Annotated in this window: 13 protein-coding genes; 2 read left to right on the top strand and 11 right to left on the bottom strand. The window is 62.9% G+C overall.

The annotated features are described in order from the left end of the window. Positions 1–6: 6 nt before the first annotated feature. Entirely contained in the window at positions 7–876 is an 870-nt protein-coding gene (locus tag ABTV87_RS12270; RefSeq protein ID WP_433899607.1) for a TauD/TfdA dioxygenase family protein, read from the top strand. 55 nt (positions 877–931) lie between these two features. Here ABTV87_RS12270 and ABTV87_RS12275 read toward each other — a convergent pair whose 3' ends face one another. The 7 genes from ABTV87_RS12275 to ABTV87_RS12305 all read right to left on the bottom strand — a co-directional run bounded on the left by ABTV87_RS12275 (position 932) and on the right by ABTV87_RS12305 (position 7,165). After that, on the bottom strand, positions 932–1,621 hold the full coding sequence (locus ABTV87_RS12275; RefSeq protein WP_433899608.1) for a hypothetical protein: 690 nt from the start codon (positions 1,619–1,621) through the stop codon (positions 932–934). Further along, a complete protein-coding gene (locus ABTV87_RS12280; RefSeq protein WP_433899609.1) occupies positions 1,590–2,630 on the bottom strand; it encodes a GSCFA domain-containing protein in 1,041 nt (346 codons plus the stop codon). The genes ABTV87_RS12275 and ABTV87_RS12280 overlap by 32 nt, the downstream gene beginning before the upstream one ends. A 38-nt stretch (positions 2,631–2,668) precedes the next feature. Continuing rightward, a complete protein-coding gene (locus tag ABTV87_RS12285; protein WP_085688175.1) occupies positions 2,669–3,184 on the bottom strand; it encodes a GNAT family N-acetyltransferase in 516 nt (171 codons plus the stop codon). Between the two features lie 61 nt (positions 3,185–3,245). Then, entirely contained in the window at positions 3,246–4,805 is a 1,560-nt protein-coding gene (locus tag ABTV87_RS12290; RefSeq protein ID WP_433899610.1) for an MFS transporter, read from the bottom strand. After that, positions 4,802–5,893, bottom strand: coding sequence for an HlyD family secretion protein (locus ABTV87_RS12295; RefSeq protein WP_433899611.1), 1,092 nt, complete (start codon positions 5,891–5,893; stop codon positions 4,802–4,804). The genes ABTV87_RS12290 and ABTV87_RS12295 overlap by 4 nt, the downstream gene beginning before the upstream one ends. 71 nt (positions 5,894–5,964) lie before the next feature. Beyond that, the gene (locus tag ABTV87_RS12300; RefSeq protein WP_085747530.1) at positions 5,965–6,378 is read right to left on the bottom strand and encodes a cupin domain-containing protein; all 414 of its coding nucleotides are present in this window, start codon (positions 6,376–6,378) and stop codon (positions 5,965–5,967) included. Positions 6,379–6,409: 31 nt separating this feature from the next. Next, on the bottom strand, positions 6,410–7,165 hold the full coding sequence (locus ABTV87_RS12305) for an SDR family oxidoreductase (protein WP_433899612.1): 756 nt from the start codon (positions 7,163–7,165) through the stop codon (positions 6,410–6,412). A 251-nt stretch (positions 7,166–7,416) separates the two neighbouring features. Here ABTV87_RS12305 and ABTV87_RS12310 point away from each other — a divergent pair, with 251 nt between their 5' ends. Further along, the gene (locus ABTV87_RS12310; protein ID WP_433899613.1) at positions 7,417–8,985 is read left to right on the top strand and encodes a winged helix-turn-helix domain-containing tetratricopeptide repeat protein; all 1,569 of its coding nucleotides are present in this window, start codon (positions 7,417–7,419) and stop codon (positions 8,983–8,985) included. A 4-nt stretch (positions 8,986–8,989) separates the two neighbouring features. Here ABTV87_RS12310 and ABTV87_RS12315 read toward each other — a convergent pair whose 3' ends face one another. The 4 genes from ABTV87_RS12315 to ABTV87_RS12330 all read right to left on the bottom strand — a co-directional run bounded on the left by ABTV87_RS12315 (position 8,990) and on the right by ABTV87_RS12330 (position 11,877). After that, positions 8,990–10,039, bottom strand: coding sequence for an NAD(P)-dependent alcohol dehydrogenase (locus ABTV87_RS12315; protein WP_433899614.1), 1,050 nt, complete (start codon positions 10,037–10,039; stop codon positions 8,990–8,992). 119 nt (positions 10,040–10,158) lie between these two features. Continuing rightward, a complete protein-coding gene (locus tag ABTV87_RS12320; protein ID WP_256578495.1) occupies positions 10,159–10,674 on the bottom strand; it encodes a phage infection protein in 516 nt (171 codons plus the stop codon). An 82-nt stretch (positions 10,675–10,756) separates the two neighbouring features. Continuing rightward, positions 10,757–11,011, bottom strand: coding sequence for a transmembrane sensor/regulator PpyR (locus ABTV87_RS12325; RefSeq protein ID WP_085604944.1), 255 nt, complete (start codon positions 11,009–11,011; stop codon positions 10,757–10,759). 227 nt (positions 11,012–11,238) lie between these two features. After that, positions 11,239–11,877 (bottom strand): response regulator transcription factor, encoded by a 639-nt coding sequence (locus ABTV87_RS12330; RefSeq protein WP_433899615.1) that lies wholly within the window; start codon positions 11,875–11,877, stop codon positions 11,239–11,241. Positions 11,878–11,894 lie beyond the last annotated feature (17 nt).

An 11,894-nucleotide genomic window follows, 5' to 3' on the forward strand; every position in this document is an offset into this window, starting at 1 on the left:
GGGAACATGGATCAGTTGGCACTCAAGGCAATCGAGCGCATCGCCGCAGAACGGCGCGCACCGTATCAGCACATCACGGTCGAGCGAATCACGCCGATCATCGGGGCCGAGATCGGCGGCGTCGATCTGTCGCAACCGCTGAGCGACGAGCAGCTCGCAGAAATCCGCCGGGCCTTTTTGGAGAACCACGTGGTGGTGTTCCGCGACCAGCATCTGACCGTGGACGAGCACAAGGCGTTTGGCCGGCTGTTCGGTGAGCTGCGGGCGCTGCCGGTGGAAGACATCGACGGCGATGACCCGGAACTGGTGGTGATCCGCGCCAATGCGCAATCGCGCTACGTGGCCGGCGAAACCTGGCACACCGACGGCACCGCCGACCTGGCGCCGTCCATGGGTTCGATGCTGTACGTCAAGGAAACCCCGGCCATCGGCACCGGCGGCGATACGCTGTTCGCCAACATGCACCTGGCGCTGGAAATGCTGTCGCCGACGATGCAGCAGTTTCTTGGCGAACTGACGGCGATCCACGACGGCGCGATCCCATGGAAGGGTTATGAGGCGCCGGCCAACTTGCCGAAAACCGAACACCCGGTGGTGGTTCGCCACCCGGAAACCGGGCGCAAATCGCTGTTCGTCAATTCAGGTTTCACGTCGCACATCGTCCAGTTGTCCGGCGGCGAAAGCCAGGTGCTGTTGAACATGCTGTTCGATCTGGTCGCCCGCGAACCGGTCCTCAGCTGCCGCGTACGTTGGGCGCCGAATACGCTGGTGTTCTGGGACAACCGCTGCACCCAGCACCATGCGGTCTGGGATTATTTCCCGCACTCGCGGTATGGCGAGCGGGTGACGATTCTGGGGACTCAGCCGAAGGCGTGATGCCCCTGAAAATCCCTCTGTGGGAGCGAGCAAGCTCGCTCCCACAGGTTCGGGTCTAAATTCCTTGTCTGAGCAGTTGCTCGACGATCAACTCGCCGAACGCCTGATTCCCGTGCAGCGGGTCATCCACTTCGCAGTACGCCGATCGCTGAAAACCCTGCTCATCGTTCGCCGCTGCGCGCACGTCGATCAGCTCGATGCCGAGTCCTTGCAGGCGCTCGATCAGCAGCGTCTGCGCCGCCATGAACACTCGCGAGTCGGACAATTCCGGCACCCGCTGCGGCGGCAGTATGGCGAACACCTTGAGCTTCATCGCCCGGGCCTGTTCATAGAACGCCAGCGCAGGTCCGGACAGCGTGTCGACAATGGATTTGAACAGGGGACCTGCGAGAAAACCTTCGTCGAACTCGCCGTCCGGGGTCTGGTAACACGTCCAGTTCGGCGCGGTGGCGAGGTAGTGCAGGCCCAGGCCAATGGTACTCACCAGCGGCACACCGACCTTCGCCAGTTGCGGCACTTCGAACGGCTCAAGGGCCTGGCGATACAGGCGCTCCATCTCGGCCTCCCGAAACACCACGTCATGGCGGGTCAGGCTGAAAAAATCGACCGCAAAATCCCTGCCGGTGCCCAGCGGCCCGCCGCTGAAAGGCAACCCGCGGGCCTGCGCCGCCTTGCCGATGACCCCGGCATGGGAGTCGCCCAGCAGCAGAAACCTAGGCGTAGTAATCGAGCACGGCGTCTTCACAGACAAGCTCCTCGCTGGATATGCAGGTAGAGGGGACGCTGGCCGGCGTGTGCACGGGTTGAACCGCGTCGAGCCCGGCAAAAAACTGCTGCATGACGAACGCCACGCCTTCGGGCGTGACCTCGCGCTGGTTGGGTTGGTAGAACGCGCCCTTGAACGGTGTACCGGTGATGATTTCGTAGGAGGGGAAATAGTCGACGTCGTGCAGGTCTTCACACAGCTGCCCGGCGACGGCACGCAGGACCGATTTGGAATAGGTGGTGGCGCTCAGTACATGCTCGCCTGTGGCCGTCGCCGTCAGGGGCACCGGTGACACGGTGAGCAGAACGCGCAATTGCGGGTTGATCGAACGCATCAACTCCAGCGCCCGGACCATGTCGCCATAGGTGTCCATGAAGCCGAAATTGCAGAACTTGTGAAGCTGCGGATCGAAAGTGCCGCGCACGGTGCCGGGGCACACGGGATACACCAGACCGGTCTGGCGGTTTTGCCAGGCTTCGGTCAGGCCGAGGGTGAACACAAACACTTTGGCCCGGCGCAGGGCGGTGCGGATGGCGTCGAGGGTGGCTTCGCGCGATGCGAACAGCGCGTCCTCGCAGGCAAAACCGTCGGGCTCCACGGCGGGGCGGAACGGGTCGAAGAAACGCCCGTCATGGGCCCAGGTTTCGTCGGGCGGCAGGCTCACGCCCAGCGCCCATTCCAGCCATTGGCACAGCATCGCCGGGGTGTACAGATTACCGGTGCGGAACGAGAACACCCCGTAGTTGTGGGCCTTCCAGTCGGCTGCGGGCAGTTCGGCCGGGGCCGGTTCCGCATCCAGCCAGTTCATGCCGCGCTCTACCAGCGCCCGGCCGATGTGCTGGGCGAAACATGAGCCGGCGGTGACGATGGCGTCCTTGTTGCCGATCTCGAATTGTGGCGTCCACAGTTGATCGATGTTCAGCGCGGGCTTGTCAGCCACGGCGGTGCGCCAGAAAGCGCGGGGTGGCAGGCATTGATAAGGATTCACGACGAGGGCCTCCTTGGCGGTCGCTGATAAAACGGGGGTCAGCTGATTTGATAGCGGTAGATCAGGTCGTCAAACCACTGATCTCCAATCTGATAGGCCTGCGGCACGCGGCGCTCGAATACAAAACCGCATTTCTCCAACACCTTGCAGGACGCGATATTACCGTCGGTCACGGTCGACTCCAACGAGTCCAGGCCGATGGCGGCGGCATAGTCGATGATCGCCTGGCGCGACTCGGTGCCAAAGCCTTTGCCCTGATGTTCCGGCAACAGCAGGCAACCGACCTCGGCATGCCCCGGCGACAGGATGCGAAATCCGGTCACGCCCAGTTCCTGCCCGCTGGCCCTGTCGGTCACCACCAGACACAACCAGTGATCCGACTGCGGCCCCCAGGCCGGAAGCCGATGCTCGAAGCCTTTGCGCACCTGGTCCTCGGCGATTTCACCGAACACGTACTGCATGGTTTGCGGCTCGGAATGCAGCCTGAGGAACAGCGGCCAGTCGGATTCGACCATCGTGCGCAGGTCCAGGCGTTGCGTGGTGAGCTCGAGCATCCGCTGCTCCTTGCAAGGGCGGAAAGGGAAGACGGTTTTTTACTGGGTGTGGGGCGAAAGATCAATGGTTTGATCCGGCGTGTTTCGCAAAGCCGATCTTGATCGCCACCAGCAGCGGCGCCGCCACCGCAAACAGCAACGTCATTGCCATGAACGCACTGTCGAAGGCGATCACCAGCGACTGCTCCGACACCGTCCGCCCCAGCAGACTGGTCGCGGCACGGGCCGCCGCCGCAGGTTCCATGCCTTTGCCCGTCAGCCAGGCGCCGGTGCTTGTCAGCCGTTCGATGAGCGCGGGACTGCCGGGTGTGACGCTGCTGCCCAGGATCACGGCGTTGGCCGCATGCCCGTGTTCGATCAGCGTTTGCAGCCCGGCCACGCCGATCAGACCGCCCAGTTGCCGGCCGGTATTGAACAGACCGATGCCGGCCGCCAGGTTGCGGCTGTTGAGGTGAGTGAACGCGATCAGGGTGATCGACAGAAACAGAAAGCCCAGCCCCAGCCCACGCAGCAGGATGGCGCCCATCATGTCTGCGCTGCCGCTTTCGCGGGTCGAACCGGACAACAGCCACATGGCAATCATGATCATCAGGATGCCAAACGGCACCGTGGCAAACGGCGCCACGCCGCGCGCCTGCATCAGCCAGGCCGCGATCAGCAACGCGCCGACAAACAGTGCGCCGCTGGGCAACAGCAGCAGGCCGGCCTCGGTGAGGGTAAAACCCAGAACTGACACGGCAAACGCCGGAATCAGGTAGGCACTGCCGAACAGCGCTGCCCCTGCGACGAAGCTGACAATAAAGGCGAACGAGAAATCGCTCGACCTGAACAGACTGAAGTCGAGCACGCCTTTGCCGCTGATCAACAGTTGCTGGCCGAGAAACCCGAGCAGAGCTGCGCTGCCGACCAGCGTCAGCCAGACGATGCGCGGCGCTTCGAACCAGTCCCAGCGTTCGCCCTGGCTGAGCACGTAGGTGAAGCAGAGCAGGGCGGTGGCGCTCAGCAGCACGCCCAGACCGTCGAATGGATGCTGGCTGGCTCGGGCGGGTGTCGGGGTGGCCGTGATCAGTAACAGTCCGCTGGCAATCATGGCCAGCGGCACGACGCTGAGGAAAATCCAGTTCCATGACTGGCTGTCGACCAGCCAGCCTTGCAGGGCGGGCGTCAACGCGGCGGAGGCGACCACTGCACCGATGGCGAACAGCGCTTGCAGCGCGGGTTGCAGCTGGCGCCGGTAGCTGCGAAAGATCAGCACCTGAGCGGCCACCAGCAGTGTGCCGCCGGCAAAACCCTGCAGGATGCGCAGCGCTATCAGCAGATCGAGCCACGTGCTGCCGGCAGCGATGGCGCAGGCCAACCCCATGGCCAGGGTCGCAGCGACGATGACGTTGCGCGGGGCGAAGCGCGCCAGCAGCCACGACGCCGTAAGGAAACCGATCAGCTTGAACCCGGTGTAGCCGATGTCCAGCCAGGCAAATTCGTCAGGTGTGGCGGCGGTGTCACCGATGATGTCGTTACGGCCCAGCACCAGCGCAGTGCCGGCGATCGCTTCGGTGAGGCTGGCCAGCAGAATGCCGATCATCAACAACACGCCGGGCCGGGCTGCGGCAGACCGGTTCATGACCCGTCTCCACGCTCCACGTCGACCCGCGCCGACAGCCCCGGCACGATGCGCCCCGGCAAAGGGTTGTTGGCGAGGCGGATTTTCACCGGCACCCGCTGCACCACCCGGACGAAATTGCCCGTGGCGTTGTCGGTCGGCAACAGGCTGAAGGCCGAGCCGCTGCCGGGGGCAAAGCTGTCGACCACGCCCTCCAGCGCGTCGTCGGGGTAGCCGTCGACGGTGATCCGTACCGGCTGACCGGGCTGGATATGCTCCAGCTGGGTTTCCTTGAAGTTGGCCACGACCCACACGTCCTGCACCGGAACGATGTCGAGCAAGGCCACCCCCGGCGTGACGTAACGGCCGACCCGCACCTGACGGTTACCGACCACCCCGGTGACGGGCGCACGCACCACGGTGCTGTCCAGGTCGATCCGTGCCAGATCGCGTGATGCCTCGGCCTGGGCCATGGCGGCGAGGGCAGCGCCGCGTTGGGCCAGCAGCACGGCGAGGCGTTGGCGCTGGGCCTCGACCGACGCCGAAGCAGCGTCCACCGCCGCAGAGGCGCGCGTCTGGGCCGCCGCCGTCTCATCGACCAGCGCCATGCTCACGGCATTGCTGGCGATCAGTTTGCGGTTGCGGTCGTGGGTCTTGCCGGCGAGATTCATCTGCGCGGCGGCGGAGCGGCGCTCGGCCTCGGCCTGGCGAATCTGCGCATGTTGCAGTTGCGTCTGGGCATCGACATCGCTCAGGCGCGCCTGCGCCGACTTGAAGTTGGCTTCGGCCTGGGCGAGGCGGGCGCGATAGTCCTGATCGTCGATGCGAAACAGCACATCGCCGCTCTGCACCGACTGGTTGTCGCGCACCTCGACGGTGGTGACGTAGCCGGCGACCTTGGCCGCCAGGGACGTGACATCGCCACGCACATAGGCGTTGTCGGTCGAAATACTTTTGCCGCCGTACAGCACGACATAACCGCCCGCCACGATCGCCAGAGCGGCGGCGCACAACAGCAGTCCTGCCGCCTTGCGTTTGCCTTCGTGCGGTGTCGCGGGCGTCGTTTCGGATTGCACCGTGCTGGCGGTGGTGGGCTGGGGCGCGTTCATGTTCGGGGTCCTGCGCAAGGCCGACACCTCCGGCAGTCGGGATGCCGAAGGTGGATTGGCGAATGGATCGGTTACGGCTTGACGGGTTTGACCAGGTCGGTCTCGCTGCTGTCGAGCACGAACACCGCCAGCAGACGGGACGGTTCAGTGGTGCTGGCATTGGCGCTCACCGCGTGGAAATCTCCCGGTTGTTCGACGAAATTTTCTCCGGCCTTGTAGACCTTCTCCGGCCCGTCGCCGACCTTGCTGCGCACGGCGCCCTCGAGCACCGTGGCGTAGATGAACGCAGACTTCGGATGAAAATGCGCCGGCGAAGATCCACCGGGCGCGTATTCCACCAGCACGCCCCGCATGGATTTGCCCGGAACGTTTGGCAGGGCGCGGTCGAACACCACGGTGACCTTGCCCCCCTGCGGCTCGGCGGCCGAGGCGGATGAAATCGACAGGGCCGCAAACGTGGCGGCCAGCAGGATTCGGCTGAACATGGCGATACTCCTTCAAATTAGGTGGGGTGTTTCAGCGCTGGGTCGATTTCGCCAGCCAGTCTTCAAAGCGCGTCGGGCCCAGGCGTGGATTGCTGCTGCCGGGGGTGAGCGACTGGTCGTCGAGCACATCGCCGAAGTAACGGGCGTGGACGTCCGGGATCACTTTGCGGGTGTCGTGGGTGGCGTGGAAAAAACGCCGGACCAGTTCGTCGAGCGGCATGGCTTCTGGGCCGGCAATTTCCTGCGTGCCGTTGATCGGCGCTGCCAGGGCAACGTCGGTGAGTGCAGCAGCGACGTCGTCAGAAGCCATGGGCTGAATCAACGCCGGGGACAGGCGCACTTCCTCGCCGACGGTGGCGGATTGGGCGATGCCGCCGACAAATTCGAAGAACTGCGTGGCCCGCAGCAGGGTGTACGGAATTCTCGACGCCTTGATCAGGTTCTCCTGCGCGACCTTGGCGCGGAAGTAGCCGTTGGCAGGCGAGCGCTCACTGGCGACGATCGACAGCGCCACGTGATGGCGAACCCCGGCGGCGGCTTCGGCGGCGAGCAGGTTGCGGGTGGAGTTCTCGAAGAAGTCTAGTACGGCCTGGTCTTCCCACGAAGGGGCGTTGGAAACGTCGACCACCACCTGGGCGCCGTCCATCGCTTCGGCCAGGCCTTCGCGGGTGATGCTGTTGACGCCGGTGTTAGGGGAGGCGGCGCGGGCGTCGTGGCCGCGTTCGCGCAGATTGTTCACAAGTTTCGATCCGATGAGGCCGGTGCCTCCGATAACGACGATCTTCATGGCATCTCTCCACTTGCCGACGGCAACCATTGCTGTCGATGTGGGTTGAGCATGCCGTTGGCGCTTCAGCAAATCCTTGTGGTGACCTTGGATTTGCCTTGGTTTTCTGTCCAGACAGGCCAATCCGTCGGCAGACGCGTAGACCAGCGTGCAGACCGGTGCGGTGGCCCAGGGTCTGCCGTATCATTGAGCGCACGACAATCGCCCGCTCGAACACGGAGTCGGGGGCGCCAGACCAGAGAACAGCCACCGTGCCATTCGTGTTTGAAGACTACGTGCTCGACCAGCAGCGCCGGGAACTGACCTGGCGCGGGGAGGTTGTGACTGTCGGGCCGCAGGTCTTCGATCTGCTGTTGCTGCTGGTCAGCAACCGCGAGCGGGTGGTCAGCAAGGACGAATTGTTGAGCGCTGTGTGGAGTGGCCGGATCGTTTCCGAATCGACCATCACCAGCCACATCAACGCGGTGCGCAAGGCCATCGGCGACACCGGCGAGCAACAACGTCTGGTGCGCACGGTGCCGCGCAAGGGCTATCGCTTTGTCGGTGAAATCATCCCGTGCGATAGCCCCGTCAATACGCCTGAAGCGCCTGCGAAACCCGAGGTGGCCGCGACACTTGTCCTGCCGGAAAAGCCTTCGATCACCGTCCTGCCATTCCAGAACCTCAGCGGCGACCCCGAACAGGACTACTTCGCCGACGGCATCGTCGAAGACATCATCACCGCGTTGTCGCGTCTGCGCTGGCTGTTCGTCATCGCTCGCAACTCCAGCTTCACCTACAAGGGCAGGGCGGTGGATGCGCGAGGTGTCGGTCAGGAACTGGGTGTGCGTTATGTGCTGGAAGGCAGCGTGCGCAAGTGCGGCAACAAGATCCGCATCACCGGCCAGTTGATTGATACCTGCAGCGGAACGCACCTGTGGGCCGAGCGCTTCGAAGGCCTGCTCGACGATATTTTCGAACTCCAGGATCAAGTGGCCGAAAGCGTCGTGGGCGCCATCGCGCCGCAGTTGGAGCGCGCGGAAATCGAGCGGGCCAAACGCAAACCCACTGACAGCCTCGATGCCTACGATTATTACCTGCGTGGTACGGCCAAGCTGCATATCGGCACCCGTGAGGCGATCGAGCAGTCATTGGCGCTGTTCTACCGGGCGCTTGAACTGGATCCGGAATTTGCCTCGGCGTATGGCATGGCTGCGTGGTGCCACTTCTGGCGCAAGCTCAACGGCTGGATGACCGACCGGCCTCGGGAAATCGCCGAAGGTGCGCGGCTGGCGCGAATGGGTGTGGAGCTGGGGCGCGACGACGCCGTGGCGCTGACCCGCAGCGGTCATGCCCTGGCCCATCTGACCGGGGATGTCGACTGTGGCATCGCCTTGCTCGATCGGGCTCGACTGCTCAATCCCAACCTGGCCCCAGCGTGGTTTCTCGGCGGTATCCTGCGCGCCCTGCGTGGCGAAACCGACGCCGCCATTGCCAACCTCGAACATGCCGTGCGCCTGAGCCCGCTGGATCCGGAAATGTTCCGCATGCAGGTGGGCATGGCGCTGGCGCACTTCTTCGCTGGTCGTTTTGAACTCTCGGCTTCCTGGGCCGAGAAAGCGCAGGGAAACCTGCCCAGTCTATTGGCAGCGCCGGCCTTGATCGCCGCAAGCCAGGCGCTGAGTGGGCGAACCGACAAAGCCGGGCAGGCCATGGAACGGGTGCGTCAGCTGGATCCGACTTTGCGGGTGTCCAGCCTGAGCGCGTGGCTGCCCATTCAACGGCCTGAAGATGTTGCCCGGTTTGCCGAAGGTTTGCGGTTGGCGGGGTTGCCGGAGTAACGGTTCAGCCAGCCAGCGTCGCGTTATCGATCACAAAACGATATTTCACATCGCCCTGCAGCATCCGCTCGTAGGACGCGTTGATCTGGTCCGCGCGAATCAGCTCGATGTCGGAAACAATGCCGTGCTCGGCACAGAAATCCAGCATCTCCTGAGTCTCGGCAATGCCGCCGATCATCGAACCGGCAATGGTCCGGCGTTTCATGATCAGGTTGAACACGTTCGGTGACGGATGCGGCGAGGCGGGGGCACCGACCAGCGTCAGGGCGCCGTCGCGCTTGAGCAGCACCAGGAACGCGTCGAGATCGTGAGGCGCGGCGACGGTGTTGAGGATCAAGTCGAAGCTCTTGGTGTGCGCGGCCATTTCCTCGGCGTTGCGCGACACCACGACCTCATCGGCGCCCAGTGCCTTGGCGGCTTCGCGCTTGGACTCGGAGGTGGTGAACGCCACGACATGCGCGCCCATCGCATGGGCCAGTTTGATGCCCATGTGGCCCAGGCCACCGATACCGACCACACCGACCTTTTTGCCCGGCCCGGTGTTCCACTGACGCAGCGGCGAGTACGTGGTGATACCCGCACACAGCAGCGGCGCGACGGCGGCCAGTTGAGCTTCAGGATGGCGGATGCGCAGCACGTAACGCTCATGCACCACGATGTTTTGCGAATAACCGCCAAGGGTCCAGCCCGGTGCGTCCGGGGTCGGGAAGTTGTAGGTGCCGATCATGCCGTCACAGTAGTTTTCCAGACCGGTTTCGCAGTCGTCGCAGTGTTTGCAGCTGTCGACGATGCAGCCGACCCCCACCAGATCACCGACCTTATAGTCGGACACATGGGCGCCGACCGCCGACACGCGGCCGACAATCTCGTGCCCGGGTACGCACGGGAATTGCGTCCCGGCCCATTCGGCGCGCACCTGGTGCAGGTCGGAGTGGCAGATGCCGCAGAAGGCGATATCGATCTGCACATCATGGGCCGCCGGCGCGCGGCGATTGATCTGCATCGGCTCAAGGGGTTTATCGCCGGCGTGGGCACCGTAGGCGTGTACGAGCATGGGAGTAGTCCTTGATGAATGTGTCGAAGGACCATTCTTCCCGGATTGCTCGCACAGCCTGTAGTGCATTTCTACCGATTACTTGCCTGATCCTGCGGATCGATTTCGGTGAAATCACGTCAGTCCATCGAGAAATGCATTCGCATGTTCATCGCGGCGTCGTACTGATTGCTGGCTACCCGGCGTTCGATCAGGCGATCGGATCCGCCCTCGGCAACACGGCGTTCGAGCAGGCGATCGGAGCCGCCTTCGGCAACGCGACGTTCGATCAGGCGATCGGAGCCGCCTTCGGCGACGCGGCGTTCGATCAGGCGATCGGAGCCGCCTTCGGCAACACGGCGTTCGATCAGGCGATCGGAGCCACCTTCGGCAACGCGACGTTCGATCAGTCGGTCCGATCCGCCCTCGGCGACGCGCCGTTCCATCAGCCGATCCGAACCCCCTTCGGCAATCTGCGTAGGCGCCTTTCTGGCCCGGTACTGTTGCACTGATGAAGTTTCTGAATCCGGAGCACTGGTTTCCTGCCTGTTGGCAACCGGCATGTCGGGCAGGCAATTTGCGCCGAATGCATGAGTGGCAACTATCCAGGTGGCTGAAACAATGGCGACGGGTAATACCAATCCAATAGTTTTCATCGTGATCATCCTGAGTCGTGGTGGGATTTCGTTAATGAACTTCCGGGTGCAACCAGACAGGTTTTAATTCAATCGATTACTTCTAATGAGGAATGCCATGTTCCTGCGTGGCCAGGCGAATTCGGTTATGTGCAATCAGGCGCATCACATAACCCAACTTGATCGCGGTCGGCCCGAGGATCGTCATCCCGTGCGCACCGACCAGCGTGGGCAAGGTCAGGTGAGCGTCAAACACATAAGCCAGGAAAATCCCCGCCATCAACATGCCCAGACCGCCGATCAGCAATACGTGGGACAGCTTCAGCACGCGATGCGAGTCTTCAAAAAAGTCATACATGTTGTTCAGCCATCCCTGCGTTAATAAGTGGGTGGACAAGCTTCGGCGCGAACGGAAACCGCGAAGTCAATGACTTTGCAGGGCGTTGCATTTGATGGAGGGATTTTACTGTTGGCGGTAGGGATCAACCATGTTGCATAAGTCTGGTTTTATCCTTCCAGCGTATGGAGAAGTCATACCAACGTATATAAACAACTTTCAATGTGCGCTGAACAAGAGCTTTACATCTAATGGTTGATACCCAGACTTTCGGCCATTCGAACCAGATCGGCGAACGACTGCGCACGCATTTTGCGCATGGCCTGGCTGCGATGGATTTTCACGGTGATCTCGCTCAGGCCGATGGCACTGGCGATCTGTTTGTTCATCAGGCCCGAAACGGCCAATGCCATCACCGATTGTTCTCTGACCGTCAGTGTCCCGTGGCGTGTGAGCAACTCTTGATGGCGGCGTTCGCACTCGCGGCGCGACCTGTCCCGCGTATGCGCGGCGACGACGGCATCGATCATTGCCTGCTCGCGAAACGGTTTTTCCAAGAAGTCGACGGCACCGGCTTTCATGGCGCGAACGGTCATGGCGATGTCGCCGTACCCGGTCATGAAAATGATCGGTAGACCGATTTTGGCGTCGGCGAGCGCCTGCTGGAAGACCAGCCCGCTGGTGCCTTGCAATCGCACATCGAGCACCAGGCAACTGGGCAGGTCAGGTCGCTCGAATTTCATGAAGTCGGCGACCGATCCGAACAGCGCGACTTGCAGGCCGATGGAGCGCAACAGGCTGCCAAGGGCCTCGCGCAGAGGGGCGTCATCATCGATGATGAAAACGATGGGTTCCAGGTTGCGGTCGGGTGCTGATTCTACTTCCATACGCTGGATGGCTTCGC

Origin of the sequence: Pseudomonas sp. PSE1(2024), from assembly GCF_050990555.1 — a bacterium.
GTDB lineage: Bacteria > Pseudomonadota > Gammaproteobacteria > Pseudomonadales > Pseudomonadaceae > Aquipseudomonas > Aquipseudomonas aphyarum.

Bases quoted from the DNA above. Each gene is read 5' to 3' on its own strand.
- ABTV87_RS12270 (WP_433899607.1), top strand. From the start codon at position 7: ATGGATCAGTTGGCACTCAAGGCAATCGAGCGCATCGCCGCAGAACGG.
- ABTV87_RS12285 (WP_085688175.1), bottom strand. From the start codon at position 3,184: ATGCTCGAGCTCACCACGCAACGCCTGGACCTGCGCACGATGGTCGAA.
- ABTV87_RS12290 (WP_433899610.1), bottom strand. From the start codon at position 4,805: ATGAACCGGTCTGCCGCAGCCCGGCCCGGCGTGTTGTTGATGATCGGC.
- ABTV87_RS12295 (WP_433899611.1), bottom strand. From the start codon at position 5,893: ATGAACGCGCCCCAGCCCACCACCGCCAGCACGGTGCAATCCGAAACG.
- ABTV87_RS12300 (WP_085747530.1), bottom strand. From the start codon at position 6,378: ATGTTCAGCCGAATCCTGCTGGCCGCCACGTTTGCGGCCCTGTCGATT.
- ABTV87_RS12305 (WP_433899612.1), bottom strand. From the start codon at position 7,165: ATGAAGATCGTCGTTATCGGAGGCACCGGCCTCATCGGATCGAAACTT.
- ABTV87_RS12315 (WP_433899614.1), bottom strand. From the start codon at position 10,039: ATGCTCGTACACGCCTACGGTGCCCACGCCGGCGATAAACCCCTTGAG.
- ABTV87_RS12320 (WP_256578495.1), bottom strand. From the start codon at position 10,674: ATGAAAACTATTGGATTGGTATTACCCGTCGCCATTGTTTCAGCCACC.
- ABTV87_RS12325 (WP_085604944.1), bottom strand. From the start codon at position 11,011: ATGTATGACTTTTTTGAAGACTCGCATCGCGTGCTGAAGCTGTCCCAC.
- ABTV87_RS12330 (WP_433899615.1), bottom strand. From the start codon at position 11,877: ATGGAAGTAGAATCAGCACCCGACCGCAACCTGGAACCCATCGTTTTC.